Annotated in this window: 23 protein-coding genes and 1 pseudogene; 12 read left to right on the forward strand and 12 right to left on the reverse strand. The window is 75.6% G+C overall.

All coding sequences use genetic code 11. From position 1 onward, the window contains the following. Window positions 1-158 precede the first annotated feature (158 nt). The gene (locus M6G08_RS08735; protein WP_272586603.1) at window positions 159-1,073 is read right to left on the reverse strand and encodes a hypothetical protein; all 915 of its coding nucleotides are present in this window, start codon (window positions 1,071-1,073) and stop codon (window positions 159-161) included. Window positions 1,074-1,211: 138 nt separating this feature from the next. Beyond that, window positions 1,212-1,685, reverse strand: coding sequence for a hypothetical protein (locus M6G08_RS08740; RefSeq protein ID WP_272586604.1), 474 nt, complete (start codon window positions 1,683-1,685; stop codon window positions 1,212-1,214). 67 nt (window positions 1,686-1,752) lie between these two features. On the opposite strand from M6G08_RS08740, the gene M6G08_RS08745 reads away from it, so the two are divergent. The 5 genes from M6G08_RS08745 to M6G08_RS08765 all read left to right on the forward strand — a co-directional run bounded on the left by M6G08_RS08745 (window position 1,753) and on the right by M6G08_RS08765 (window position 8,916). After that, the gene (locus tag M6G08_RS08745) at window positions 1,753-2,997 is read left to right on the forward strand and encodes a PP2C family protein-serine/threonine phosphatase (RefSeq protein WP_272591294.1); all 1,245 of its coding nucleotides are present in this window, start codon (window positions 1,753-1,755) and stop codon (window positions 2,995-2,997) included. Window positions 2,998-3,073: 76 nt separating this feature from the next. After that, window positions 3,074-4,156 (forward strand): hypothetical protein, encoded by a 1,083-nt coding sequence (locus M6G08_RS08750; protein ID WP_272586605.1) that lies wholly within the window; start codon window positions 3,074-3,076, stop codon window positions 4,154-4,156. Window positions 4,157-4,320: 164 nt separating this feature from the next. Next, window positions 4,321-4,683, forward strand: a complete 363-nt coding sequence (locus M6G08_RS08755) for a hypothetical protein (RefSeq protein ID WP_272586606.1) — start codon at window positions 4,321-4,323, stop codon at window positions 4,681-4,683. A 7-nt stretch (window positions 4,684-4,690) separates the two neighbouring features. After that, entirely contained in the window at window positions 4,691-7,471 is a 2,781-nt protein-coding gene (locus tag M6G08_RS08760) for a substrate-binding domain-containing protein (protein WP_272586607.1), read from the forward strand. Continuing rightward, complete coding sequence (locus tag M6G08_RS08765; RefSeq protein ID WP_272586608.1) at window positions 7,471-8,916, forward strand: extracellular solute-binding protein; 1,446 nt, start codon at window positions 7,471-7,473, stop codon at window positions 8,914-8,916. Before M6G08_RS08760 ends, M6G08_RS08765 begins: the two co-directional genes overlap by 1 nt. A 5-nt stretch (window positions 8,917-8,921) precedes the next feature. Here M6G08_RS08765 and M6G08_RS08770 read toward each other — a convergent pair whose 3' ends face one another. After that, the gene (locus M6G08_RS08770) at window positions 8,922-9,128 is read right to left on the reverse strand and encodes a hypothetical protein (RefSeq protein WP_272586609.1); all 207 of its coding nucleotides are present in this window, start codon (window positions 9,126-9,128) and stop codon (window positions 8,922-8,924) included. Window positions 9,129-9,232: 104 nt separating this feature from the next. Here M6G08_RS08770 and M6G08_RS08775 point away from each other — a divergent pair, with 104 nt between their 5' ends. Together M6G08_RS08775 and M6G08_RS08780 are read left to right on the forward strand one after the other, a co-directional pair. Then, window positions 9,233-10,582, forward strand: coding sequence for a helix-turn-helix domain-containing protein (locus tag M6G08_RS08775; protein ID WP_272586610.1), 1,350 nt, complete (start codon window positions 9,233-9,235; stop codon window positions 10,580-10,582). Window positions 10,583-10,655: 73 nt separating this feature from the next. Next, window positions 10,656-11,381: a GAF and ANTAR domain-containing protein gene (locus tag M6G08_RS08780; RefSeq protein WP_443048763.1), complete on the forward strand. Its 726-nt coding sequence runs from the start codon at window positions 10,656-10,658 to the stop codon at window positions 11,379-11,381. Between the two features lie 278 nt (window positions 11,382-11,659). On the opposite strand, the gene M6G08_RS08785 is transcribed toward M6G08_RS08780, so the two are convergent. The 6 genes from M6G08_RS08785 to M6G08_RS08810 form a co-directional block, all read right to left on the reverse strand. Beyond that, window positions 11,660-12,430, reverse strand: a complete 771-nt coding sequence (locus M6G08_RS08785) for a hypothetical protein (RefSeq protein WP_272586612.1) — start codon at window positions 12,428-12,430, stop codon at window positions 11,660-11,662. A gap of 145 nt (window positions 12,431-12,575) precedes the next feature. Next, a complete protein-coding gene (locus tag M6G08_RS08790; protein ID WP_272586613.1) occupies window positions 12,576-14,246 on the reverse strand; it encodes a glycoside hydrolase family 13 protein in 1,671 nt (556 codons plus the stop codon). Between the two features lie 90 nt (window positions 14,247-14,336). Continuing rightward, window positions 14,337-15,317: a nucleoside hydrolase gene (locus tag M6G08_RS08795; RefSeq protein WP_272586614.1), complete on the reverse strand. Its 981-nt coding sequence runs from the start codon at window positions 15,315-15,317 to the stop codon at window positions 14,337-14,339. Between the two features lie 113 nt (window positions 15,318-15,430). Next, the gene (locus tag M6G08_RS08800) at window positions 15,431-16,591 is read right to left on the reverse strand and encodes an aminopeptidase P family protein (protein ID WP_272586615.1); all 1,161 of its coding nucleotides are present in this window, start codon (window positions 16,589-16,591) and stop codon (window positions 15,431-15,433) included. A 4-nt stretch (window positions 16,592-16,595) separates the two neighbouring features. Next, on the reverse strand, window positions 16,596-17,096 hold the full coding sequence (locus M6G08_RS08805; protein WP_272586616.1) for an FxLYD domain-containing protein: 501 nt from the start codon (window positions 17,094-17,096) through the stop codon (window positions 16,596-16,598). Between the two features lie 152 nt (window positions 17,097-17,248). Continuing rightward, the gene (locus M6G08_RS08810) at window positions 17,249-17,620 is read right to left on the reverse strand and encodes a DUF6479 family protein (protein WP_272586617.1); all 372 of its coding nucleotides are present in this window, start codon (window positions 17,618-17,620) and stop codon (window positions 17,249-17,251) included. Window positions 17,621-17,798: 178 nt separating this feature from the next. On the opposite strand from M6G08_RS08810, the gene M6G08_RS08815 reads away from it, so the two are divergent. Further along, entirely contained in the window at window positions 17,799-19,427 is a 1,629-nt protein-coding gene (locus M6G08_RS08815) for a right-handed parallel beta-helix repeat-containing protein (RefSeq protein WP_272586618.1), read from the forward strand. Between the two features lie 39 nt (window positions 19,428-19,466). Here the strand turns inward: M6G08_RS08815 and M6G08_RS08820 are convergent, their stop codons facing one another. Continuing rightward, a complete protein-coding gene (locus M6G08_RS08820) occupies window positions 19,467-19,853 on the reverse strand; it encodes a DUF732 domain-containing protein (RefSeq protein ID WP_272586619.1) in 387 nt (128 codons plus the stop codon). Window positions 19,854-19,983: 130 nt separating this feature from the next. Here M6G08_RS08820 and M6G08_RS08825 point away from each other — a divergent pair. Further along, window positions 19,984-20,397: pseudogene (locus M6G08_RS08825) on the forward strand (penicillin-binding transpeptidase domain-containing protein); the annotation flags it as partial. A 58-nt stretch (window positions 20,398-20,455) separates the two neighbouring features. On the opposite strand, the gene M6G08_RS08830 reads toward M6G08_RS08825, so the two are convergent. Beyond that, window positions 20,456-20,710 carry a twin-arginine translocase TatA/TatE family subunit gene (locus tag M6G08_RS08830; protein ID WP_272586620.1) on the reverse strand — a complete coding sequence of 85 codons (255 nt, stop codon included), beginning with the start codon at window positions 20,708-20,710 and terminating at the stop codon, window positions 20,456-20,458. 120 nt (window positions 20,711-20,830) lie between these two features. Then, window positions 20,831-21,808: a sporulation protein gene (locus tag M6G08_RS08835; RefSeq protein ID WP_272586621.1), complete on the reverse strand. Its 978-nt coding sequence runs from the start codon at window positions 21,806-21,808 to the stop codon at window positions 20,831-20,833. Between the two features lie 337 nt (window positions 21,809-22,145). On the opposite strand from M6G08_RS08835, the gene M6G08_RS08840 reads away from it, so the two are divergent. From M6G08_RS08840 to M6G08_RS08850, 3 genes are all read left to right on the forward strand, one after another. Next, entirely contained in the window at window positions 22,146-23,486 is a 1,341-nt protein-coding gene (locus M6G08_RS08840; RefSeq protein WP_272586622.1) for a hemolysin family protein, read from the forward strand. Then, complete coding sequence (locus tag M6G08_RS08845) at window positions 23,483-24,499, forward strand: hemolysin family protein (protein WP_272586623.1); 1,017 nt, start codon at window positions 23,483-23,485, stop codon at window positions 24,497-24,499. The genes M6G08_RS08840 and M6G08_RS08845 overlap by 4 nt, the downstream gene beginning before the upstream one ends. A 146-nt stretch (window positions 24,500-24,645) precedes the next feature. After that, the gene (locus tag M6G08_RS08850) at window positions 24,646-25,272 is read left to right on the forward strand and encodes an NADPH-dependent F420 reductase (RefSeq protein WP_272586624.1); all 627 of its coding nucleotides are present in this window, start codon (window positions 24,646-24,648) and stop codon (window positions 25,270-25,272) included. Window positions 25,273-25,489 lie beyond the last annotated feature (217 nt).

Consider the following 25,489-nt stretch of genomic DNA (forward strand, 5'->3'; position numbering starts at 1 on the left):
GTCCCGGCCCTCCACTCGCGGGTGCGGTGCCTGTTCTTGCGCTTGGTGCGATGCCCGAATCCTCCCTCAAAGACGGGAACCGCGGGCGGAAAGTTGCGCACCCCCGTACACACCCCCGTACACACCCCCGTACACACCCCCGTACGCACCCCCGTGGTTCACCGGCGGGCGCGGGGCGGCCGGGACGGTGCGGGGTCGACGGGGGTGCCCGCGGGGGCCCGGCGGCGGCGCAGCAGGTGTCCGTACCGGCCGGTGAGCCAGGAGGCGAGGGCGACCGTGAGGCCGAGGCCGACCAGCAGCCAGGCGGCGGTGCGCAGGGTCTCGGTGAGGGCGTCGTAGACCACGCCCGCGGCCGGGTCGTCCGCGCCGGGCAGACCGGCGAGGGTGACTCGGCGGCCGATCACGACGGCGAGGGCCAGCAGTGCGCCGCCGAGCGCGGTGCCGATCCCGGCGGCCGTGACCGCGCGGCGGCGGCAGGCGGCGACGGCGATGCCGGTGAGCGCGAAGACGACGGCCGCCAGCGGCAGCCAGAAGGCGGCGACGTCGAGCACGTGGTAGCCCTTCCTGAGCCGGTCCGTCTCGTGGGCCGGGAGCACCGTGACCTCGGTGCGGCGGACCGGGATGCGCCGCGCGAAGGGCACGTTGCCCTGGGCCAGCCGGTCCTTGACGCGGGCGGTGACGGGGGCCAGGTCGACGGTGACCGGGCGTCCCGCCGTCCGGTCGTCCCGCAGGGCGCGCAGGACGGCCGCGTGCACGGTCCGGTTGGCCTCGTTCCAGCCCTCGCGGAAGGCGTCGGTCAGCGTGAACGACCGTGCCGCGTCCTGCACGAAGTCCCGCACGGTGCCGTGCAGCGGGCCGGCCGCCGCTACCTCGCCCGCGACGCCGTCGCCCACGGCGTCGGCGACCGCTTCCCGCACGTCCGGGTCCTTGGCGAGCGGCGCCATGACGGCGACGTACCGCCCGGTGTCGGCCAGCCCGTACACCGCCCATCCGGCCAGCGCGCCGCACGGTGCGAGCAGGCAGGCGAGGACGATCAGGGCGGCCGACAGGACGTTGCGAGGACGTGGGGACACCCTTCCAGGCAAGGCCTCGCGGGCGGCGGGGGCGACCGGCGTGACTGCATATGGCCCCGGGCGGGGCCTCGATCGAGCCCCGTGCGCCCTCGGCGGGGCCGCCCCCGGCGTGGCTCCCGGGTCCCGGACCGGGCCCGGTCAGGCGATGCGGTGGCCCTCCGCGTCCTCGCAGGTGTAGTAGCGGTAGAACAACGCGCCGGTGACCGCGGCCGCGACCAGCAGGGACACCAGGACGCAGGTGAACATGGCCACGCCGCTCCTGGAGTACAGGAATCCCACCGCGCTCCCCGCGAACGCGCCCCACAGCACCGCGTGGCCCTCGCGGGGCAGCCGCTGGGCGAGGACGCGGACCACGGCGTAGAGGACGACGAACGCGAGTGCGGTCATGAAGCCGAACAGCAGGTTCCAGCCGGTGACGGGACCGCCGCGACGGCTGATGGACGCGGCCCAGTAGCCGTAGACCAGCCCGGCCATGACGAGCAGCGTCCACCTCACCACCACGTGGGTCCGCTCGCTGAACACGTCGGGCAGGGCGTTCGGCGGACGGCCGCGTGCGGCCGCTGCGGTGGAGGTGCCGGCGGAGGTGCCGGTTGTCGGTATCGCGTGAGCCATGGGAGCACTCCTCTCGCTCGCCCCCGCCTACCAGGGCACACCTGCCCGCGCCGGCCGGCAAGTCAGGATGCGGGCCGCAGGAGGGCGTGTTTCGCTGGGGTCCGTGAGGGGTCGCGTGCGCAGGCCGGTGCGCGGCCGGTGGCGGCCGCTCGGCCGGCTCGTCCATGCCGCCGGCCGGGGTGACGCCGTGTCCCGGCACGAACTGCTCAGCGTGCGCGGGCACAGCGTGGCCTGGCTGTTCCCGCTGTTGATGCTCGTCGCCATCGCCGCGATCGACACCGCCACCGGCGCGTTCCACATCATCTCCTGGACCGTCCTCGTACCCGGTGTCGCCGCGTCGATCTGCGGGGTGCGGGCCACGGCCGTGTTCGCGGTGGCCGCCGCCACCGTCTACGTCCTCGCCGACACCACCTGGCAGCACCGCGACGAGACCGGGCTGCCCGGCCTGATACTCGTCGTCCTCGGCGGGGTCATCGCCGTGCTGGCCGCCGCGGTCCGGGTCGGCGGCGAGCAGCGCATGCTGCACATGCGGGACATCGCGGACACCACTCGGCGCACCGTGCTGCGCCCGCTCCCGTCCGGCTTCGGAGACCTCGACCACGCCGGCGTCTACCTCTCCGCGGACAGCGAGGCCCGGGTCGGCGGCGACTTCTACGACATCCAGCCCGGCCCGCACGGCACCCGCGTCCTCGTCGGCGACGTGCAGGGCAAGGGGCTGGGCGCGGTGGAGACGGCCGCCGCGCTGCTCGGCACGTTCCGCGAGGCCGGCTACCACGAGCCGGACCTCGCCACGGTCGCCGAACGCCTGGAGATCCGCATGCGGCGCCATCGCGCGCACACCGCGGCCCTCGGCCGCTCCGACGGCGACCGCTTCGCCACCGCCGTGCTGGTGGGGTTCCGCCCGGACCTGCCGGACGCCGTGGAAGCCGTGGTCTTCGGCCACGAGGCCCCCTTGGCGGCCGGGCCGGGCGGCGTACGGTACCTGCCGGCCGGCGGCGGGCTCCCGCTCGGCATGAGCGACCTCCTCCTCCCCGGCCCGGGGGCGCCGCCGGTCTCGCGGCTGTACCTCGCCCCGGAGGAGACACTGCTGGTGGTCACCGACGGGGTGACCGAGGCCCGGGACGCCGAGGGCTGCTTCTACCCGCACGCCGACCGGGTCTCCCGCGCCGTCGCCGCCGACCCCGCGAACGCCGCGCCGTCCCGGCTGGTGGCGCTCGTGCGGGACGGCACGCTGCGGCACTGCCGGGGGCGGCTGTCCGACGACACCACGATCTTCGCGGTACGGCGGCGGGCCGGGCCGGCCCGCGACTGAGTGCCCCGCCGAGTGCCCCGCTTCGCAGCCGCAGCGGTTAACGTGCTGCCGTACGTGATCGACAGGGGGAGGGGACATGCCCGGAACCGTGCTGCTGCTCGCGGCGTCGCCCGTGGGCAAGGGGTGCCTGGTGGACGCCGCCTCCGTGCTTCCGGTACTGGCGGCCGTGGAGCCCGCCGTGCTCTCCGGCACCGACACCGCGAACGTCGTCGAGCTCGCCGACCCGCTGGAGCCGCAGGCCGTCCTGACCCGGCTGCGCGCCGCCGCGGCGGCCCCCGGACCGCTGACCGTCTACGTCGCCGGGCAGCTCCAGCTCGACCGGCGCCAGCGCCTGCCGCACCTCGCGCTGGCCCGCACCACCCCGGCGACCGTCCGCTACACGGCGCTGCCCTGGCACTGGATCAAGGAGGAGCTGCGGCTGCGGCCGAGCGGCGCGACGACGCTGCTGCTCGATCTGCACGCCGACCCCGAGACCTGGCAGTGGCTGCGGGCCAACCCGCTGGACTGCGGTCGCAACAACGCCGTGCACGGGCGCATCGCGCCGCCGCCGTCCCGGCGGACGGTGGCCGCCCCGGCGTACATGCGCGCGGTGGCGACGATCCTGCGCAGCGGGCACCGGCCGCCGGTCGACCAGCTGCACCGACAGGCGCTGGCCCGCGTCGCGGCCGACGCCGCGGCGAGCGGCGCGCCGGCCGGGGCGGACCTGGTGCTGACGGCGCCGGGGCCCGCCGCGGGCGACCCGCACGCCGTCCTCGCCGCCGCCGTGCGGTCCGGACGGCGGACGCGGACGCCGCGCGCTCGCGCCGCCCGCCACGAGCTGGCCGCCGCCCACGCGCGCGGCCCCGCCTCCGAGGACGCGCTGCACTGGGCGGAGGTCCGGGCCGACCTGGCGATGTTCGCGGGGGACCCGGCGCGCAGCTGCCGGGCCTGGCTGACGGTGGCCCAGACGCGCCTGGACGCCGGCCAGCCGCCCGGGGCGCCCGCCGTGGAGGCGGCCGTCGACCGGGCCCACCATCAGTGGGGCCGGGTCCGCGACGACGGGGCCGCCCGGGAACTGGGCACGGCACTCGCCGCGCTGCGGGGCCGGGTGCCGGGCCGGCGCGAGGGGGCACTGGACCATGTGCGGCGCGAGCTGAGCCGGTTGCAGACGCAGGGCTGAGCGCGGCGCCCGGCATCCGCCGCCGGTAGGGGGCGAGGGGGCGGGCGCCCGGCGTGCGACGGGCTCGGGTGCGCTCCCGTTGGGCCCGTGCGCCCGCGCGCACGTCACGTCAGCGGCGTACAGGCCCTCCCCTGCGCGCAACAGGGGTGCCATGATGTCGAGTTATGGCTGAGGGGGATGGAGTGGTGACGCGCGGTATCCGCATCCGGCTGGACGGGACCGCGAGCGAGAGTGACGTCGGCGCGCTGCACAAGTGGCTCGAACGGGAGAAACCGCTCGCCGACCTGGCCCGGACCGACCAGCTGCGCATCGACGAACGGAGCCGGACCGACGAGGCCGGAGCCCCGATGGGCACCGGCATGGACATCGTGGTGGCGGTGATCGGGGGCGCGGCGGGCGCGATGTTCCAGACGGTGGTGGACCAGGTCTCCCGCTCCGTGGAGGCCTGGCGGGCCAACCGCCGTGCGGTGGAGGACGGCGAGCCTCCCGAGGCCAGCGTCGAGCCGGTGCGTCCCGACGACAGGTAGGCGGCCGGTGACCGGTCACGACTCGCGGGGGAAGGCGAACACCGGTTACGACCCGCGTGGAAAGGCGAACCGGGCGCTGCTGGTCGGGGTGTCCGAGTACGACAACACAGCGCCTCCGGACGGTGTGCCCGGCGACCTCCCCGCGGTCAAGCACAACCTGAACCGGCTGGAAGAGGCACTGCGGCACGGCGGGGTGTTCGGCGACCGGGAGATCACGGTGTGCCGTTCTCCCGACCAGGTCACCTTCGGCCGGGAGCTGTGGACGGCCACGAAGGAGGCCGAGGGCGTCCTGCTGCTGTACTTCGCCGGGCACGGGGCGATACCGAACGCCGGCGACGAGCTGTTCCTCCAGATGCGCAACGCGCGCGTGGTCGCCGGCGGGCACGCGGTCTTCCCCGGCGCGGAGACGTTCAGCATCGTGCAGGCGGTGCTCGCCGCCAGCCGGGCCCGGCGGATCGTGGTCGTCCTCGACTGCTGCTTCGCGGGCAACGCCGCCTGGATCCGCCCCGACCCGCGGGACAAGCGGCGCGTGCTGCTGCTGATGAGCGTGCAGGCCAACCACCGCATCGACGCGGGCGGGCCCGACACGCCGACGCCGTTCACCGCCGAGCTCACGGCACTGCTGGAGGAGGGCGGCGACGTCTGGTTCCGCGCTCTCACGGACCGTCTGCGGGCGCGGATGGCCGCCGCCGGTCACCGGACGGTGCGGGGTGACGCGTGGGAGCCGGAGAGCCGCGTCGAGCCGGGGGAGGACGTGCTCCTCGCCGCCGGGACGAAGACCCTCGACGAACCACCCGGTCCCGGCCCCGGTCCCGGCCCCGGCTCCGTCCCCGGCCCCGCGCCCGTCCCCGGTCCGGCGCCTGCCCCCGGCCCGGACCCCCACCCCGCGCCCGTTCCCACGCCCGGCCCGGACCCCCACCCCGCTCCCGGCCCCGCCCCCGGCCCGGGACTCGTCCGCCGGGCACTGGTGCGGCCGGCCGGGCTGCCGGGTGCCGTCGGGGGAGCCGGGCGGGCGCTGGTCCGCGGCATGGTGCGCGTCGCCGACTCCCTGGTGCCCGGCCCGCAGCAGGGCGGTCGGGCCCGGCGCCTGGTCGTCGGGGCCGCGGCACTGCTCGTCCTGGTCGCCGGCGGCTTCGGCGTCCACCAGCTCACCGGCCGCGGCGGAGCCCCGCCCTCCTGCGCCACGCCCCTGGAGCTGCGCGTCCTGACCGACCCCGACCTGGAACCGACCGTACGGGCCGCCGCCGACGCCTACCTGACGTCCGCGGAGAACACCACCGGCGAGGGCTGCCGGCTCAGCGGCATCACCGTCTACAGCGCGGGCGCCGCCGACGCGGTCACCGCCCTGCGCAAGCAGACCCGGGCCTGGCAGGAGCCCCGCGACGACGACACCAACCCGCAGCGCGACGTCGGCCCGCAGCCCGACGTGTGGATACCCGGCTCCCCCGCCGACGCCGCCCGGGTCACCGCGGGCCAGGACACCGACGCGGTGGCCGTACTGGACGCCGACGACGAGCCCTTCGCGTACTCACCGGTCGTGCTCGCCGTCCCCCAGGAGCTCGCCGCCGACGCCCGCGACGAGCGCGTCGGCCCCCCGCTCACCCGCATGATCGACGCCCTGCGCGCCCGGCACCCGGCCGCCGGGGTGCGCCGTCCCGACCCCGAGCACACCACCACGGGACTGCTCGCGACGATCGGCCTGTACCGCGGCACCGGCGACGCGTCCGACCCGGACCCGCGCCGCGCCGAGGACCGGGTCGCCCAGTCCGGCCCGCCCGCGCCGACCGCCGCCGAGCTGCTGTGCGCGCTGCCCGACGACGACGCCGTCGACAACCGCACCGCGGCCCTCGTCCCCGAGTTCCTGCTCAAGAGCGGCGTGGGCTGCGACAGCGCCCGCCGCACCCCGCGCATGGCGCAGTACCCCGGCGACGTACCGGGGCTGGAGCCCCTGTTCGTGCGGGTCCGCTGGCAGGGCGCCGAGCGCGACGCGGCGGACCGGGACCGCGCGGCGGACGGTTTCCGGCGGTGGCTCGGCGGCGAGGGCGGCCGGGCGGCGTTCGCCCGGGACGGCTTCCGCGCGGCCGACGGCGACCGGGCCCTGCTCGACACCGGCGAGGTCGGGGACGGTGTGCTGCACGCGCCGTCGCCGCTGACCGAGTCCGCCGGACGGGACGCGATGGAGGCGTCCCTGGAGGGCTACAAGAACGCCAACGGGCCCGGCCGGGTGCTGTTCCTGCTGGACGCCTCGGGGTCGATGGCCGGCCAGTGGGAGGGGCCCAGCGGCGGTCCCGGCCTGCTCAAGCAGTCCCTGGGCGGGCTCGGCGAGCGGGACGAGTACGCCGTGTGGGAGGTGGCGGACACCGGCGGCGACACGTACGACACCGTCCTGTCCTTCGGCGCGCACACCCGCGCGGAGGCCGAGCGCGCCATCGACCGCGAGGTCCGCGTCCGGGACGCCGAGGCCGATCCGCTCGGCGCCCTGCGGTCCGCGCTCGACGCCATGGAGCAGCGGGGCGCCGGGGACGAGCGTCCGGGGCTGATCGTCTTCGTCACCGACGACGAGGACGTGGGCGCGCTGCGCGGCGACCGGTTCGGCGACCTGCTGGCCCTCGCCCGCGCGCTGGACGTACCCGTCGCGATGGTGTCGTTCAAGGGTGGCGCCTGCGACGAGGGGAAGCCGGACGCCCGGGTCTCCGAGGCGAGCGGCGGCCGGTGCGTCGACGCCGACGACGACCTCGGCGCCGCCCTGCACGACGAGGTGGCACGCATCGGTACGGGGGAGGCCTGATGGACCGGCGGCAGCGAGCGGAGCGACTCGGGCGGGCCCGGCGGCCACCGCGGCCACGGCGCCGGCGCCTCGCCGTGCTGTCGGCCGCGCTGTTCCTGTTCCTGCCGGCCGCGTGCGGCGGCGGCGACGACGGCCACGGTGACCGTCCCGCCACCGCCTCCTCCACCGGTGTCCCCGGTGACATCGTGCTCGCCAGCGGCCGGGACGTCACCGGCAAGAACGGCATCCGCCAGCGGCTCATCGACGCCTGGAACACCGAGCAGGAGAAGGCGGGCACCGGCTACCACGCCCGGCTGGTCGAGCTGCCCGGCAACGCCGACGAACAGCGCAGCCAGCTGCTCGGGGCGCTCCAGTCCGGCAGCGCCGCCTACGACGTGGTCAACCTCGACGTCACCTGGGTCCCGGAGTTCGCCGCCGCGGGCCTGATCAGCCCGCTGCCCGGGTCGCTGCTCGACGAGGACGTCATCCCGGCCGTCGCGAGCACGGCCCGCTGGAAGGGCGAGGTGTACGCCGCGCCGTTCAACAGCGACGTCGGCCTGCTCTACTACCGGCGCGACCACCTGCGGCAGGCGGGCGTCGAGCGCCCCGACCTGACGGGCGGCCTGGACTGGCCGCGGCTGAAGCGGCTCATCTCCACCCTCGACGACCACCGGCCCGAGGGCTACGAGGAGGGGTGGACGACCCAGCTCGCCGGCTATGAGGGACGCACGGTCAACGCCGTGGAGGCGTTCGCGTCCGCCGCGGGGGACGACTTCGCGCTCACCGACGAGGACGGCCGCTACACCGCCACCGTCGAGGAGCTGACGGAGGGCATCACGGAGCTGCGCCGCCGCACCGAGGAGGGGGCCGTCCTGCCGGACGCGTTCACGTCCGACGAGGCGGCCTCCCTCGGTGACTTCGCCGCCGGCCGCACCACCTTCCTGCGCCACTGGCCGTACGTGTATCCCGCCCTGCACCAGTCGTTCCCCGGCGGCGAGCGGCTCGGCGTGACCGCGCTGCCGGGCCGGGCCGTGCTCGGCGGCCAGAACCTCGCCGTGACCGCCGGGTCCCCGCGGGCGACGAAGGCGGCCGAGCTGATCAGGTACCTGACCGGCAGGGAGAGCGAGCGGTGTCTGCTCGACGCCGGCTTCGCGGCGACGCGCACCTCCGCGTACACGGACGACGCGGTGACGTGCGCGGTGGCCGCCGCGACGCCCTCGGCGGCCCCGACCGGCGAGGGCGCCGACACCGTGCCGCGCGACGCCGCCGGGCGGCCGGCGTACGCCCGCGACGTCCTGCTGCCCGCCCTGAGGGAAGCGGTCCACCGCCCGCGCACGCCGCTGTACGGCGCGTTCACCCAGACCTTCACCGCCGAGCTGGGAGCGCTGTTCGCCGAGAACCCGCCGGGCGACGCGGAACTGGCGCGGCGGCTGGACGAGGCGCTGCGGCGCGCCCTGCCGGACTGATCCGGTCAGCGCCCCACGGTGGCCACCGAGTCGGTGACGGAGTCCGGGACCACGTCGGTGAGCGGCGCGGTGCCCTGCTCAGTGGCGGGGACCGGGGCGTGCGCCGTGCCGGCCGGTCCCGCGTTGGCGGCCAGCAGCAGGCAGGCCACGGCGGTCACGGCGGCGGCGACGGCCCTGGCGTACCTTTCGGCGGTGCGGGTGCGTAGGAGCACGGTGTCCTCTGCGGATCGTGTCAAGTGCTGTTAAGCGCGCTTAATCCGCGGTTTAACCTAGAGCCGTCGGGGCAGAACGGCAAGGGCCGCAGGGGGAGTTGGCAGTGGGCGACCGCGACGACCGGGGGACCATCGGGCGCAGGGTGCAGCGGCTGCGCGCGGAGCGCGGGATGACCCAGCGCCAGCTCGCCGAACCGGCGTACACCCCCGCGTACATATCCACCCTGGAGGCGGGCCGGGTCCGCCCCTCCGAGGAGGCGCTGCGCCACCTCGCCGAACGGCTCGGCGTCGGTTACGAGGAGCTGGCCACCGGCCGCCCGGCCCGCCTCGCCACCGACCTGCGGCTGCGGCTCACCGAGGCGCAGCGCGCGCTGGCCACCGAGGGGGCCGAGGAGGCGGCCGGGCAGTACGCCGCGCTGCTGGCCGAGGCCGAGACCCACGAGCTGCCCGAGGAACGGGCCGCCGCGCTGCTCGGGCTCGGGGAGTGCGCCGTCGAGACCGGGGAACTGACCGCCGGGCGCCAGTACTTCGAGCAGGCCGACCAGTGCCTCGCCGACGCCGGCGCCCCCCTGCCCGCCCGCGTCCCCGCCCTGCGCGGACGCGCCCTCGCCCACTACCTCGCCGGTGAGCTGCGCTACGCCGTCTACCTCCTCGAAACCACCCTCGACGAGCTGAACCGGGGCGGCCTGCACGACCCCGACGCGCTGCTGCTGCTCTACGCCAGCGTCATCGGCCCCTACATGGACATGGGGGCCCACGCCCGCGCCGCCCAGGCCGCCGAACTCGCCCTCTCCCTCGCCCCCAGCGCCGGGGACCCGGCCCTGGTCGCCCGCATGCACCGCTCCGTGGCCCGGACCCTGCTCGCCGAGGGCCGCCTCGCCGAGGCCGACGCGTCGCTGGCCAAGGCGGCCGAGCTGTACCGCACGCTCCAACTCCGCACCGAGCTGGCCAACTGCCACTGGATGCGCGGCTACGTCTGCGCCCAGAACGGCGAGCTGCCGCGCGCGGAGGCGGAGATGCGGGAGGCGCTCGGGATGCTCTCGGCCGGGCGCGCGGCCCTCTACAGCAGCCAGGTCGCCGTCGAGCTGGCCGACGTACTGCACCGGCGCGGCAAGTCCGCCGAGGCGGCCGGACTGCTGCACGGCGTGCTGGACGACCTGTCCTCCGAGCGCGGTGCCGTGCACTCCGCGGGCGCGCACCGGCTGCTCGGCGTCATCGCCGAGGACGCCCGGGACACCGAGGCGGCCGAGGAGCACTACGTCCGCGCGCTCAGCCTGCTGGAGCGGGCGGGCGCCGCCGGTGACCTGGCCGACCTGTGCCGGCTCCTCGGCGACCTGCTGCGCCGCACCGGCCGGGTGGAGGCGGCCCTGGACGCCTACCGCACCGGCCTCGGGCACCGTACGGCGCCGGGCACGACGACCCTGGGGCCGGCCCCCGCGCAGCCGCCGCTGTAGGCGGTCCCGGCACCGTGTTTCCGCCGGTCGGGCACGGGTAGTCGAGCCTGCGGCCGCGTCGGAGAAGGAGGCGGTGCGCGTGCGTCCCAGCGAGGAACCCGCGTGGCCCCCGGACGGGACACGCGCCGCCGAGGTGATCGCCGCCCAGGTGCGCGGCGCCCCGCCCGGCGAGGTGCCGGGCCGCCTGTGCCGGACGGCGGTGCGGCTGCTGCCGGTGACCGGCGCGAGCGCGTCGCTGCGGGGCGAGGGCGTGCCGGTACGGCTGTGCGCCAGCGGTGACCGGGCCTCGTACCTGGCGGAGATCCAGGCCACCCTGGGTGACGGCCCCTGTGTGAGCGCCGCCGAGGCGGGCGCCCCGGTGCTCGCCCGCGATCTGGCGTCCGGCGCGGACGCCGGGCGGTGGCCCGTCTACGCCCAGCAGGCGACGGCGGTCGGCGTACGGGCGGTGTACGCGCTGCCGCTGGGCAGCGACGCGGTGTGCCTGGGCACCCTCGACCTCTACCGGGACACTCCCGGCCCGCTGACCGGCCCCGACCTGCGCACGGCACGGCTCGTGGCCGGTGTGATGACGGTGGCGCTGATGGCGTTGGAGCGCGGGGAGGACGCCTGGCTGGACGAGCTGGCCGGCGACCACGACGAGGTCTATCGGGCCGTCGGCATGATCATGGCCCAGCTGGGCGTCGGCGCCGACGAGGCCCTGGCCCGCCTGCGCGCCGACGCCTTCGCCCGCGGCCGCAGCGCCTACGCAGTGGCCCGCGACGTACTCGCCCACCACCGGCGCTTCGACCGCGACGGCTAGAGCCGTCCGTCCGGCGGACCAGGTCGCGGGAGCGGAGCCCGGGGGCGTCCGGCTGCACGGCGGAGGAGCGAGTCGGCGCGATGGGGCCCCGCGTCGGCGCGGTCGAGTGTGGGGGCGCGCCCGGCCTCCGTGTCCGCGGCATGGTCCGCCGGGCCGGTCCTACACCTGCGCCCGCCCCTGCCGCCGTACCTCCGCCAGGTGTTCCGGCTCCGTCGGCGCGGTCGAGTGTGGGGGCGCGCCCGGCCTCCGTGTCCGCGGCATGGTCCGCCGGGCCGGTCCTACACCTGCGCCCGCCCCTGCCGCCGTACCTCCGCCAGGCGTTCCGACCCCCTCTCCACGGCCGTCCACGTCGCGTCGGCGGCCGGATCGGCGAGGGTGCCGTTGGTGAGGGTGATCGCGTCGTCGCCGAGGCGTACGGCGACCAGGGCCACCGTGAGGACGGTGTCCCCGGCGCGCACCGTCACCCGCAGGCCCTGCCGGGCGTCCCCCGCCTCGGGCAGGGCGACGTCGGTGACCCGGACCTCCCGGGCGGCGCCGCCCGCGGCGCGGGCCGTGAAGCTCCCGCACGTGTCCGGCAGCGTGCCGAGCCAGGTCAGCGCGGTGTCGATGTCGGCGGCGCGGTGGGAGGTGATCCGGTAGTGCAGCTGGGCCCCGCCCGTCACCTCGTCCAGGGCGGTGGCGGCGCGCGGGGCGGTGGCGGCGCCGAAGAGGTCCTCGGTGTAGAGGACGTCCAGCAGCCGCCCGCAGTCGGGCCGCTCCGCGCTCGCCTTGAGCATCTGGTCCCGCCAGGTCGCCGCGCCCCGCGTCGGCTCCCACGTCCCCGCCAGGTCGGCCTCAGTGATCAGGGCCGCCCGCGCCTGCCCCCGGGTGAGCACGGGCGGCACGGTGGCCGGCGGGAGCGCGGCCGGGGACTGGGTGGTCGCCGGAGCGGTCGCGGCCGGGCGGTCCGCCTCCGGTCCGCCGGTGGAGCAGGCGGCCACCGTCCACACCAGCAGCGCCGAGAGCGCGGCGGCGTGCCGGAGGCGGGCGGCGGGCGCGGGGTGCTGCATCGGGGTGCCTCCTGGAGGGCCGGGGCGATCGGCGCCGTTCCGGTCCGGTCGCACCCTCCACGGCACCACCGCCCCCGCCCCGCCACCAGCGTGCGGGGCCGTCCGGGTGAGGGGGAGGTGGTGCCGGGACGCGGGGCCCGTGGCCCTACAGCGCCAGCCACACCGTCGTGTCGGGGCCCAGGCGGCCGTCCTCCAGCGGCGCGCTGCTCAGCAGCACCTCCCCGGCCGGCCGGTCCACCGTTCGGCCGGAGAGGTTGGTGACGCAGCGCCAGCCGGGCGAGCGGTCGAACTGGAGCACCCCGTCCGGGACGTCGTCCGCCCAGGTCAGCGACTCTCCGTCGAGCAGCTTGCGGCGCAGGCGCAGGGCCGTGCGGTACAGCTCCAGGGTCGAGCCCGCCACCCCGTCCTGCGCCTCGACGGCGTACGCCGCGAAGCCGGGCGGCTGCGGCAGCCACGCTCCGCCCGCGCCGAAGCCGTACGACGGGCCGTCCGTCGTCCACGGCAGCGGCACCCGGCACCCGTCGCGGCCCTTGCGGACGTGCCCGGTCTGCTCCCAGATCGGGTCCTGGAGCACCTCGGTGGGCAGGTCGGCCACCTCGGGCAGCCCCAGTTCCTCGCCCTGGTAGACGTACGCCGAGCCGGGCAGCGCCAGCATCAGCAGCGTCGCCGCGCGGGCCCGGCGCAGCCCGGCCGCCTCGTCGACGGCCGGTGCCTTGCCGCCGGACAGCAGCCAGGCGTCGGTGTCGGTGTCCGGCGGCAGGACCAGGCGGGAGGCGTGGCGGATCACGTCGTGGTTGGAGAGCACCCAGGTCGCCGAGGCCCCGGCGGCGCGGGCGTCGGCCAGCGAGCCGGTGATGATCTCGCGCAGCTCGGCGGCGTCCCAGCCGCCCTGGAGGTACTCGAAGTTGAACGCCTGGCCCAGTTCGTCCGGCCGGGCGTACAGCGCGCGCCGGGCGCCCGGCACCCACGCCTCGGCGACCGCCGTCCGGGGCGGGGTGTAGGTGTCGAAGATCTTCCGCCAGTCGCGGTAGACCTCGTGGACGTCGTCGCGGTCGTAGAACGGGTGGGTGCCGGGAGCGAACTCCGTGAGGGCCGCCTCGCTGCTCAGCTCGGGGGCGCCGAGGTCGCGCAGCGGCTCGGTCAGGTCCTTGACCAGGGCGTGCGCCACGTCGACGCGGAAGCCGTCGACGCCCCGGTCGCACCAGAACTTCAGCGTGGTGCGGAAGTCGGCGCGGACCTGCTCGTTCTCCCAGTTGAGGTCGGGCTGCTGGGGCGCGAAGAGGTGGAGGTACCACTGTCCGTCCGGCACCCGCTTCCAGGCGCTGCCGCCGAAGACGGACTGCCAGTCGGTGGGCGGCAGTTCACCCTGCTCGCCGCGTCCGTCGCGGAAGACGTAGCGGTCGCGGGCGGCCGAACCGGGGGCGGCCGCCAGGGCCTCGCGGAACCACGCGTGGCGGTGCGAGGTGTGGTTGGGGACCAGGTCGACGATCACCTTCAGGCCCAGGCGGTGGGCCTCGGCGGCCATGGCGTCGAAGTCGTCCAGGGTGCCGAGGCGGGGGTCGACGTCGCGGTAGTCCTCGACGTCGTAGCCGCCGTCGGCGAGTTCGGAGGGGTAGAACGGGCTGAGCCACAGGGCGTCGACGCCCAGGGCGGCCAGGTGGGTCAGGCGCTGGGTGACGCCGCGCAGGTCACCGAGCCCGTCGCCGTCGGCGTCGGCGAAGCTGCGGGGGTAGACCTGGTAGATGACGGCCTGCCGCCACCAGTCGGGGTCCTTGGACGACAGGTCGGGCGTGCTGGCGGTGCTGCGTACGGACACGCGGTCTCCTTCGCGGTGCGTGCGGGCGACACGAATAGATCTGTCCACATCACCCGAAAAGGGAACCCGTGCGCCCGCGACGCGCCGAGGCTACGAACCCGTGCGCTCGACCGTGCTCAGGTACAGCTCCACGTACCGCGCCACGTCCACCTCCAAGCCGACGTCCACCAGCGGCTGTTCGCGCGTGTCCCCGTGGAGTTCGGCCTCGCCGACGCGGGCCCGGCGGTCGACGAGGGTCTGGCCGCGGGCCGGTCCGGGGGCCAGGCACACCTCGACGGGCAGCCGGTGCGTGGTCAGGCCCCCGGGGTCGATCACCGCGCAGACCGCGCCCGCGTCGCCGAGTCCGCCGCCGGGGTCCGTCTCGTCGGTGGCCGGGCCGCGGTGGGCGAGCAGCTCACCGGCGAGCCGGGTGCCGGGCTCGGTGCTCGCGCGCAGCCGGCGCACGTCCGGGCCCGGCACGATCACCCGCTGGAACACGTCCAGCCCGTACATCGTGACCGGCACCCCGGCCCCGAGCAGGATCGCGGCGGCCTCCGGGTCGTGCCAGACGTTGAACTCGGCGACCGGCGTCGCGTTGCCGGTGGCCACCGCGCCGCCCATGAAGACGATCCGCTCGATGTTGCGCGTGACCTCGGGGTGGGTGCGCAGCAGCAGCGCGATGTTGGTCGCCGGGGCGGTGGGGATCAGGGTGACCGGGCGCGGCGCGGTGAGGATCTCGCGGCGCAGCAGGGTCACGGCGTCCACGTCGACGGGGGCGCGGGAGGGCGCGGGCAGGCCCAGGTCGCCCATGCCGTCGTGGCCGTGCACGTGCCGGGCGGTGCGCACCGCCTCGATCAGCGGCCGCTCGGCGCCCCGGGCGACGGGCACGTCCGGGGCGCCGGCCCGCTCCAGCACGGTCAGGGTGTTGCGCACGACCCCCGCCACGTCGGTGTTGCCGGCCACGCAGGTGACCGCGCGCAGGTCGAGCCCCGGGTGGCGGACCGCCAGCAGCAGGGCCAGGGCGTCGTCGACGCCGGTGTCGCAGTCGATGATCACCGGGATGGGCTGCGGCGGGGCGGAGGGGGTCGTCACGGCGGGGGCTCCTAGGTGTGGGTGGGGGCGCCGGTGCGGTGACCCTACGCGGGCCCAGGGCCCGGTCGCCCCGTCGGGCCCGGTGAGGGAGGCCCGCCGGCCCCACCGCCCGGTCAGACCACGATCGCCAGATCGTGCGGGGCGGCGTTCAGCCGCCGGCCGCCGTCCTCGGTGCAGGTCACGACGTCCTCGATGCGGACGCCGAAGCGGCCCGGCAGGTAGATGCCGGGCTCGATGGAGAAGCACATGCCCGCCACGAGCCGCTGCTCCTCGCCCTGCACCAGGTAGGGCGGTTCGTGGGTGGTGACGCCGACGCCGTGGCCGGTGCGGTGGGCGAAGTGCTCGGCGTGGCCGGCCTCCTCGATCACCGCGCGGGCCGCCCGGTCGACGTCCTGGCAGGACACCCCGGGCCGGACCGCGTCGAAGGCCGCCCGCTGGGCGCCGCGGACGACCTCGTGCACCCGGCGCTCCTCCTCGGTCGGGGCGCCGACGTGGACGGTGCGGGTGGTGTCGGAGCCGTAGCCGTTGCGCAGGCCGCCGAAGTCCAGGACGACCATGTCGCCGTCCTCGATGACCCGGTCGCCGGCCCGGTGGTGCGGGTCGGCGCCGCGCGGTCCGGAGCCGACGACCGTGAAGTCGACCCGGTGGTGGCCGTGCTCGCGCAGCAGCCGGGCCAGGTCGGCGGCCAGGTCGCGTTCGCGCCGCCCGCCGAAGCGCAGCCCGAGGACCTCCTCGTACGCCGCGTCCGCCGCCGCGGCCGCGTCCGCCAGCCGGGCCACCTCCTGCTCGTCCTTCACCGCGCGCAGCATCGGCAGTACGGCGGACAGCGGCCGGTAGGTGGCCAGCGGCAGCTGCTCCTGGAGGCAGAGCAGGTGCAGCGCCCAGGTCCCGTCGGACACGGCGTAGCGGCCGTGCGGGCGCAGCAGCCCGGCCGCCGCGGCGTGCGGGTTCTGGCCGTCCCACCACTCGAAGACCCGCAGCGCGCCGGCGCCGGGTGCCGCCTCGGCCTGGGGGCGTTCCAGCCCGGGGACGAGCAGCCGGGGCTGGGAGTCGGCGGTGAGGACGAGGAGGGTGAGGCGCTCGGTGGGTTCGGTGGGCCGGTAGCCGCACAGCCACACCAGGTCGGGGCCCGGGGTGACCAGCACGCCGGCGAGCCCGAGGGTGGCGGCCTCGTACGCCGCCCGCTCCATGCGGGCCGCGTACTCCTGTTCGGTGAAGGCGGCGGCCGGTGCCGTGCCCTGCCCGGCCTCGCTCGGATCGCCCGGGGCGCTCATGGCGTCAGTAGCGCACGGCCCGGGCCACCACCGCGCGCACCTCGCCCGGCAGGTCGTGGCTGCTGCGGGCGGTGGCGCGGGCGGACTCGCCGGCGCCGACGTCCGGGACGGTGACGACGACCGTGTCGCGCAGGGTGCCGTCGGCGTCGGTGAGGTTCACCTGCACCGCGAAGGACTTCGCCGAGTCGGCGGTGTTGCGGACGGTGACCTCCACGGTGGTGCGCCCGTCGGCGGCCGTCTCCGGTTCGCCCAGCCGCACGTCCGCCTCGACGTCGGCGCCCTCCTGGATCTCCGCCAGCCACCGCCCGGCCTCCGCGGTCGCCGACGCCACCGCGTCCGCGCCCTCGGAGGCCAGCGAGGAGGCGGCCGACGCGGCCCGGCTGGCCGCCGCGCTGCCCGCGTCCGAGGGCGCGTCGCCGTCGGAGCCGCCGGAGCAGCCGGCCAGCACGGTGCCCGTCAGGACCACCGCGCCGACGGCGCCGAGCGCCCGGTGCCAACCGGCCATGTGTCGCCTCCAGTGACCTGGTGGGTACTGGTGGGTACCCGCCCGCGCGAGCACGCGGGTCTCCTTCAGTGAAGGTCTGCGGACACCGCCGCGCACACCGGCGCTGGTCCGGACGGGGGACGCCCGGTGCGTTCCCCGGTGAGCGGCGGGTGTCAGACGTGGCCCGGTCCGCCGCCGCCGAAGGACCCGCTCGACCCCGGCAGCCAGCGGCGGCGGTTCTGGTCGGTGCCCCGGCGGCTGCCGGAGTGGTGGAGCTCGTACGGCATGAGCCGTGGGCTGCCGTCCGGCGCCAGCGGGATCTCGTCGGGCTCCCGCATCTCCCGTTCCTCGTGGACGGGGCCGGTGGCGGGGAGCTTGCCGTGCTCGTCGGCGTGGGGGCGATCGGATTCCCGTTCCATGACCCTCAGGCCCATGCGTACGGCCCAGATCAGCGCGCCGGCGATCACCAGCCCGCCGATGAAGGCGATGGTCACGTTGAGCGCGTGCGAGGACGCGGCCAGCAGTTCATACGTTGCCGTACTCATGTTCTGATTATGTACCCCCAAATGAGATAAAGCGCCAGGAATGTCCGACTGGTGCCGTGGAGGTACTCCGGGGGTGTCCGCCGTGATTGAGGACCGCCGCCGACTGGTACCCGGCCGACGGTGCGGCGGCGTCGGAGCCGGAGCGCCGTGCCGCGCCGCCGGCGGAAGGAGCGCCCGTATGACCGCGCCATTGACGGCCGACGCCCACGAGTACGGCCTGGTCGGGGACGGCACCGCCGACGACCGGCCGGCATTGCAGAAACTGGTGGACGCGCTCGGCGACGCCACCGCCGCGGACGGCCTGCCGCGTACCGTCCGCGTGCCCGCCGGGCGGTACGTGATCCGGGACCGCCCGGTGCTCTGGCGCAGCGGCGTCTCGCTGACCGGCGCCGGGCGCGGCGCCACCTGCTTCGCCCTCGCCAACCCGGGCGCCCCCACGCAGCCGGTGCCGCTGGCCTGGTTCACCACCGCCCAGCACGGTGCCGGGCCGGACCACCACATCGCCGACGTCACCTTCGCCCACTTCGAGATCGACGGCTCCGGGGTGCACACCGAGGAGTACGACGTGCTGGCCAAGGGGCTCGGTCTCCAGTACGTGCTGCGCGGCCGCTTCAGCGACCTGTACATCCACGACACGGCCGCCACCGGCTTCGGCTGCGACTTCCTCCAGGACACCGTCGTCGAGGGCGTGCTCGCCGAACGGTGCGGGCGGCAGGACCCCGGCGAGAAGATGGGCGGCGCGGGCATCGGCATCGGCGTCGGCGGCTGGGGGCCCGTCGAACGGCTGGCGGTGACCGACTGCACGGCGAACGGCAACGGCACCAACGGCATCTTCCTCGAACTCCAGCAGGACCACTGGGCCCCGCCGCGCGGCATCCGCGTCACCGCCTGCCACACCGAGGGCAACCGCTACGGCATCTCCGACTGGGGCGCCGAGGGCCTGCTGGTCACCGGGTGCACGATGCTCGGCAACCACGTCGCCGGGTTCGACGTGTCGGCGCAGGGCACCACCAGCGTCGGCGGGCGCGGCGGCATCGTCACCGGGTGCCTGATCGACGGGAACGTGCGGGACGGGATCGCGCTCGGCAACACGCCGGGGCCGTACGCCTTCCACGGCAACCGGATCGGCGCCAACGGGCGGTACGGCTACTGGCAGCACAACCTGGCCGGCGGCGACCAGGAGCCCGCCCACGACATCGTCCTGGAGTCCAACGACATCCACGACAACGGCCTGGACGGCATCCGTCTCGACGCCCCGCTGCACGAACCGGCGCTCCTGGGCAACCGCGTCCGCGGCAACGGCCGCCGCGCCGCACCGGCGACGCGGGGCGGCGGCGAAGGCGTGACCTGCGGCCCGCTGTCCCTGACCGACCCGCACGCGCACTGGCTCCCCGACGGCCACCGCGGCAAGACGCTGACGGTGGGTGCCGGGGACGCGGAGGTCACCGCCGTGGTCACCGGCAACACCGCGACCGGTCTCACCCTCGCCCCGCGGCGCCCCGGAGCCCGGATCGCCTGGCCGTCCGACGCCGCCCCCGCGCCGGGCACCGCCTACCGCCTCCCGGACACCCCGTCCCCGCGCACCGGCCTCACCGCCGCCGCGGCCGTCACCCACCCGTACGTGCACGGCAACCGGTTCCGGGACGACGGTCACCCGCGCACCCAGACCCACGCCCTGTGGATCGCCCACGAGGCCACCTGGACAGCCGGCCGGGTCTTTGGCAACGACTTCAGCGGCAACGCCTCGGCGGCCACCCGCTTCGACTCCGCCCCGAGCGGCGGACGCTGGCGGGACAACGACGGCTGACGGGCGCGGTGGGGTGGCCGGGAGGCGCGGCTGTCCGGATCAGCAGAACGTGCCCCTGATCGCGTCCAGGACCTGTGCGCTCTGCTCCCAGGTCACCCGGAACCGCTGGGCCGCCGCGTCCCGCACCTCGTCCTCGGGCCGTCCCTGCCGGATGTCGACGCACAGCCACCGGGCGTTCTCGACGGCCGCGTCCTCGTCGGCGGTGACGGTCGGGTCGAGGGCCGCCAGGTCGCTCAGCAGCAGCTCCCGCTGACCGGCCTCGGGCGACGGGATCACGTGCCGCTCCCCGCCGCCGACCGTCCGGGACTCCACGCTCTGGGTGTCGCCCCCGTCGCCCTCGCCGCCGTACCCGCCGTACACCGCGGCCGTGACCACCCCGGCCACCGCCACCAGCCCCGCCACGGCGACCGCCGCCCGCTTCCTCATGCCGTCCCCCCGTCCTGTGGATCGCCCGCCGAGACTACGCCGCCCTGCCAGCCGAGACGAGGCTCCAAGACCCACTCCCGCACACTGAAGAGGAACGGCACGACCGCACGGTTGACCCGCCGAGGGAAACGCGGCGTCGATGACCGGGCAGGGCCGCGTCCAGGCCAACCCGCTGATCATGGCGTCGGTGACGGCCACGGCGGTCTCCGGCGAGTTCCACCGGCCGTCGCTCACCGCCGGGAACGAGGACGGGACCCGTACCGAGCCGCTGCCCGACGAGGTCGTCAGAGAGCTGCGCGAGCTGATGCGGGCCATCGTCACCGACGGCACCGCGCGCGTCCTGGCCGACCTGCCCGGCGAGATCGGAGCCAAGACCGGCACCGCCGAGGTCTCCGACCACCAGGACGACAACGGCTGAACGGTCGCCCACCGCGGCAACGTGGCCGTCGCCGTGGCCGCCGAGGAGGGCGTCACCGGCGGCGGCTCGGCGGGGCCGATCGGGCACAGCCTGCTGTCGGCCGTGCCCGAGGACCCGTCGTCCTGAGCCTCCCGCCGGTGTGCGGCGGCGCCAGCGGTGTGCGGTGGTGCGGCGGGGCGCGCGGTCAGCCCTGGGCGCCGCCGCCCCGGCCGCCGGTGGCGCCGTCGGTCTCCCCGCGCTCGACCGTCTCGCCGCGGATCACGCGCGGCTCCCCGCGGTCCTCGGCCGGTGTCCGCTCCTCGTCCTTCATCGCGCGGGCCTCGGCCTTGAGGATGCGCGCCGACTTGCCCGCCGAGCGGGTCAGCTCGGGGAGCTTCTTGGCGGCGAGGACGGCTATGACGACGATGAGGATGATCGCGACTTCGCTCAGTCCGAACACGGCGCTCCCTGGTGGCGTACGGCGGTGCGGACCCGCGGCAGGGCCCGCACGGAATCTACGGCATGGCGGGGTGCGGCGCAGGCGGACCCGGCAAAAGTTTCTACAACAGTGTAGAAGTCGTCAGTCTTCCTCACCCTCGTCTTCACCCCCGCCCTCGCCCTCGTCGTCGCCCTCGAAGAAGTCACCCACCTCGTCGACGACCTCGGCGGCCACCATCCCGCCCGCGACCCCCACCGCGAGCCCGGCCGCGCCCGCCGCCACCGCCGCGCCGCCCGCGAGCCCGGACTCGTGCCCGTACACGGCGTGGGAGCCGTACGACGCCCGGTGCTCCACCAGCTCCTGTACCCAGCCCTCGACGAGGGCGCTCCAGTCCTGCGGCCCGGACGGCCCCTCGTGCGGGACCGTGAACCGGCTGAGGGCGTCGTGGCCGTCGGCGAACGGGCCGCCGCGCTTGTCCGCCTCCAGCACCACCTCGAGCGCGCCGGGCACGGCCAGGAAGGTCAGCTCGATCTCGTTGACCTGGTGGGCGTACCGCTCGGGCGGGGTGAGCTCGATCTCCTGGTAGAAGGGCAGCTGCTGCCCGGTGCCGCCGATGCGGCCGTACTCCAGGTCGGCGGAGCGGAAGCCGAAGCCGAGCTGCCCGAAGGCCTCCAGTACCGCCTCCTGGGCGGGCAGCGGCGCCACGGTCAGCGGGTCCAGGTCGCCCTTGTCCCGGGCGCCGGCCACCGCCAGCTCGGTGCGCACCCCGAGCACGATCCCCAGCGGCTGCCCGTGCAGCTCGGTCACCGGCGTCTCCCAGGGCAGCGGCACCGAGAACGGCACCTCGTGCCGCGCGCCCGCGGCCAGCCGGAAGGAACCGCCGACGGTGTGCCGGTCGAAGGCGACCACGCCCTCGCCCTCCCCGTGCTCGCCGTGCTCGGTCTCGACGCGGGCCACCAGCTCCAGCGCGACGTGCTCGACGTCGTGGTCGGCGGTGCCGCCGACGAGCTCGACCCGGCCGGACAGCGTGCCCCCCGGCCGGGCGGCGCCCGGATCGAGGACCGTGTCCACCGTGGGTCCGCCCACGCCGAGGGAACCGAGCAGCCGCTTGAACACCATCGAGGCGTTCACTCCTAACGTTCGTGCGGGAAACATGTCCGTGCGAGAAACATGTCCGTGCGGGGTACATGTCCGTGCGGGGAACAGGGCCGTGCGGGAACAACCGGGACTGTCCGGCCGTTCTCTACAGGCGGGTAGAAGCATAGGGGCCGAAGGACTCCCCTTGTTTTTGCTCGTCCTTTACCATGAGGGCTGACCCCTCGGGCGGCCGGCCGGCACCGGCGCCCACCGACCCCGTTAAGGAGTCCCGTTCCGTAATGGAGCCTCCCAGTACCGGCCGTGCCACGGCCGTCCCGCCAGTTCCCCCGTCTGCGCGTGAGGGAAGCGGGGTGGCGCGGTGACCGAGGTCCTGCTGCTCCTGCTGGCCCTCCTCCTCACCCTGGCCTGCGCCGTCTTCGTCGCGGCCGAGTTCTCCCTCACCACCGTCGAGCGCTCCGACCTGGAGCGTGCCGCCGAGTCCGGTGAGCGCGGCGCCGACGGCGCCCTGAAGGCCGTACGGTCCCTGACCCTCCAGCTCTCCGGGGCCCAGCTCGGCATCACCGTGACCTCCCTGGTCATCGGCATGCTGGCCGAGCCGTCGGTCGCCGTGCTGCTGCGCGGCCCGCTGACGGCGATCGGCCTGGGCGGTGCCGCCTCCACGGTGGCGACCGTGCTCGGCGTGGTCGTCTCCACCGTCGTCCTGATGGTCGTCGGCGAGCTGGTCCCCAAGAACTGGGCGATCTCCCGCCCGCTGGCCGTCGCCAAGGTCGTCGCCGCCCCGCAGCGCGGCTTCACCACCGCCTTCGGCCCCTTCATCCGGCACCTGAACAACACGGCCAACCGTTTCGTGCGCCGCTTCGGCCTGGAACCGGCCGAGGAGCTGGCGTCCGCCCGCAGCGCCGAGGAACTGGTCGCCCTGGCCCAGCACTCGGCCGCCGAGGGCGCCCTGGAGGCCGACTCGGCCGAGCTGTTCGTGCGCACCCTGCACCTGAGCGAGCTGACCGCGGAGAACGTCATGACCCCGCGCGTGGACGTCAAGGCCCTGGAGGCCCACGCCACCGCCGCCGACGCCGCGAACCTCTCGCACGCCACCGGCCTGTCCCGCTTCCCGGTCTACCGGGACAGCCTCGACGAGGTCATCGGCACCGTGCACATCCGCGACGTACTGGCCCTGGAGCCGGACAAGCGCCGGGCCACCCCCGTCACCGAGCTGGCCACCGCGCCGCTGCTGGTGCCGGACAGCCTGCCCGCCGACCGGCTCCTGGAGCGCATGCGCGAGACCCGCACCATGGCCGTCGTCATCGACGAGTACGGCGGCACGGCGGGCGTGGCCACGGTCGAGGACATCGTGGAGGAGGTCGTCGGCGAGGTCCGCGACGAGCACGACCCGGTCGAGATACCGGACCTGCTCCCCGCCCCCGCCGAGGCCGACGGCCGCGCGGCCTGGGAGGCCGACGGCTCACTGCGCCTGGACCACCTGGAGCGCATCGGCCTGACCGCGCCGGAGGGTCCCTACGAGACCCTGGCCGGCCTGGTCGCCACCCGGCTGACCCGCATCCCCGCCAAGGGGGACGTCATCGACCTGGACGGCTGGCGCCTGGACGTCCTCGACGTCGACCACCACCGCGCCGACCGCCTGCGGATCACCGCGCCCGCGCCGGTCCCGTCGGCCGACCGGGAGCCGGAGGCCGCCCGATGACCGTCGTACAGCTCTTCATCGGCGCCCTGACGCTGCTGACCAACGCCTTCTTCGTCGGTGCCGAGTTCGCCCTGATCTCGGTGCGCCGCAGCCAGATCGAGCCGCGCGCGAAGACGGGCGACAAGCGTGCCCGGATGACCCTGTGGGGCCTGGAACACATCTCCCAGATGATGGCCACGGCCCAGCTCGGCATCACGGTCTCCTCCCTGGTGCTCGGCGCCGTCGCGGAGCCGGCCATCGCCCACCTGATGGAGCCGGTGTTCGAGGCGGTCCACATGCCGCACGCGCTGGTCCACCCGGTCGCCTTCGCGATCGCCCTGGCCCTCGCCACGTATCTGCACATGCTGATCGGCGAGATGATCCCGAAGAACATCGCGCTGGCCGCCCCGGCGACCACCGCGCTGGTCCTCGGCCCGCCGCTGGTCGCCCTCACCCGGGCCCTGAAACCGGTCGTCTTCGGCATCAACGCCTTCGCCAACACGCTCCTCAAGCTGCTGCGGGTGGAGCCGAAGGACGAGGTCGAGGCCGTCTTCACCGACGACCAGCTGGCCCGCATGGTGGTGGACGCCAGCGAGGCCGGACTGCTCACCCCGGCCGACGGCGAGCGCCTGCGCGACGCGCTGGAGCTGGGTACCCGCCCGGTCGGCGAGATCCTGGTCCCGGCCCAGAAGATGCGCACGGTCGGCCACACGGTCACCCCGGCGGAGCTGGAGCGCCTGGCCGCCGAGGCGGGCTACTCCCGCTTCCCGGTCACCGGCCCCGGCGGCACGGTCCTCGGCTACCTGCACATCAAGGACACCCTGGGCCTGACCGAGCGCGACGCCCCCTTCCCGCGCTCGGCCCTGCACCGGGTCACCCGGGTCCGCATCGACACCCCGCTGGACGACACGCTCACCGCCCTGCGCACCGACAACAGCCACCTGGCCGCCGTCACCGGCGAGACGGGCGCGGTCCTGGGCTTCGTGACGATGGAGGACGTCCTGACGGAACTGGTGGGACCGGCGCCGGTGTAGCGGAGCCAAGGGCTGCCCGCCCCGCCCGCGGGGCGGGCAGCGGCCACGGGGCCGGGACCGGGATCGGGCCCTAGGTCTTTGGTGCCGGTCGGGTACCGGCCCGGGACCGATCCACCGCGCCCGGCCCCGCGGATAGCGTCCTTGCCATGCGTATAGGACTCCTTGGTACCGGTAACGTCGGCCGGGCACTGGCCCGCGGCTGGAGCGCGGCGGGTCACGACGTACTCCTCGGTTCCCGCCGCCCCGAAGAGCGAACGGATCTCGGTCTCCCCGTGGCCGGCCTGCACGAGACGGCCGAGCACGCGGACGTACTGGTCAATGCGACGCCCGGGAACGTCTCCGTGGAACTGCTGCGTTCCATCGGGGCACCGGCACTGTCCGGCCGCGTCGTGATCGACGTCGGAGTGGGCCTCACCGACGACTACACCGAGCTCTCCCACCCCAACAACAGCCTGGCGGAGCAGATCCAGGCGGCCTTCCCCGCGACGCCCGTCGTCAAGACCCTGTGCACGATGGATTCCACCGCGATGACCGACCCGGGGGGCCTTGCGGGCCCCTCCACGGTCTTCCTCTCCGGCGACGACGCCGAGGCCAAACGGACCACCGGTCGCCTGCTCACGGACCTCGGCTGGCCCTCGTCCGCGCAGCTCGACATCGGCGGCATCACCACCGCGCGCGGGCAGGAGCACTTCGCCCTGCTCTTCATGGGCATCGCGGGTGGCCTGGGCTCCCACACCTTCAACATCCAGGTGGTCCCGCGAGCCGCCGCCTGAGACCCGGCCGCCCGTGCACGCCGCCCGCAGCGCGTCCGCGGGCGGTGTGCGCGGAGCGTGCCGGGTCGGCAGCTCGACGGTGAGGAAGGACGTCAGGCCCTCCCGCCCGCCGACGGCTTTGCCTTCTCGGCTTTGCCTTCTCTTTACAACCCGCCCCGCCCCCGCCTCGTCTCTCCGTCCGACCCGCACCCACGCGACACACGCGCCGACCGACGAG

It is taken from the genome of Streptomyces sp. M92, assembly GCF_028473745.1.
In the GTDB taxonomy this organism is placed as follows: domain Bacteria; phylum Actinomycetota; class Actinomycetes; order Streptomycetales; family Streptomycetaceae; genus Streptomyces.

Coding starts and splice junctions, on each gene's coding strand:
- M6G08_RS08740 (WP_272586604.1), bottom strand. CDS start 1,685: ATGGCTCACGCGATACCGACAACCGGCACCTCCGCCGGCACCTCCACC.
- M6G08_RS08745 (WP_272591294.1), top strand. CDS start 1,753: ATGCGGGCCGCAGGAGGGCGTGTTTCGCTGGGGTCCGTGAGGGGTCGC.
- M6G08_RS08750 (WP_272586605.1), top strand. CDS start 3,074: ATGCCCGGAACCGTGCTGCTGCTCGCGGCGTCGCCCGTGGGCAAGGGG.
- M6G08_RS08755 (WP_272586606.1), top strand. CDS start 4,321: ATGGCTGAGGGGGATGGAGTGGTGACGCGCGGTATCCGCATCCGGCTG.
- M6G08_RS08765 (WP_272586608.1), top strand. CDS start 7,471: ATGGACCGGCGGCAGCGAGCGGAGCGACTCGGGCGGGCCCGGCGGCCA.
- M6G08_RS08785 (WP_272586612.1), bottom strand. CDS start 12,430: ATGCAGCACCCCGCGCCCGCCGCCCGCCTCCGGCACGCCGCCGCGCTC.
- M6G08_RS08800 (WP_272586615.1), bottom strand. CDS start 16,591: ATGAGCGCCCCGGGCGATCCGAGCGAGGCCGGGCAGGGCACGGCACCG.
- M6G08_RS08805 (WP_272586616.1), bottom strand. CDS start 17,096: ATGGCCGGTTGGCACCGGGCGCTCGGCGCCGTCGGCGCGGTGGTCCTG.
- M6G08_RS08810 (WP_272586617.1), bottom strand. CDS start 17,620: ATGAGTACGGCAACGTATGAACTGCTGGCCGCGTCCTCGCACGCGCTC.
- M6G08_RS08815 (WP_272586618.1), top strand. CDS start 17,799: ATGACCGCGCCATTGACGGCCGACGCCCACGAGTACGGCCTGGTCGGG.
- M6G08_RS08820 (WP_272586619.1), bottom strand. CDS start 19,853: ATGAGGAAGCGGGCGGCGGTCGCCGTGGCGGGGCTGGTGGCGGTGGCC.
- M6G08_RS08835 (WP_272586621.1), bottom strand. CDS start 21,808: ATGGTGTTCAAGCGGCTGCTCGGTTCCCTCGGCGTGGGCGGACCCACG.
- M6G08_RS08845 (WP_272586623.1), top strand. CDS start 23,483: ATGACCGTCGTACAGCTCTTCATCGGCGCCCTGACGCTGCTGACCAAC.
- M6G08_RS08850 (WP_272586624.1), top strand. CDS start 24,646: ATGCGTATAGGACTCCTTGGTACCGGTAACGTCGGCCGGGCACTGGCC.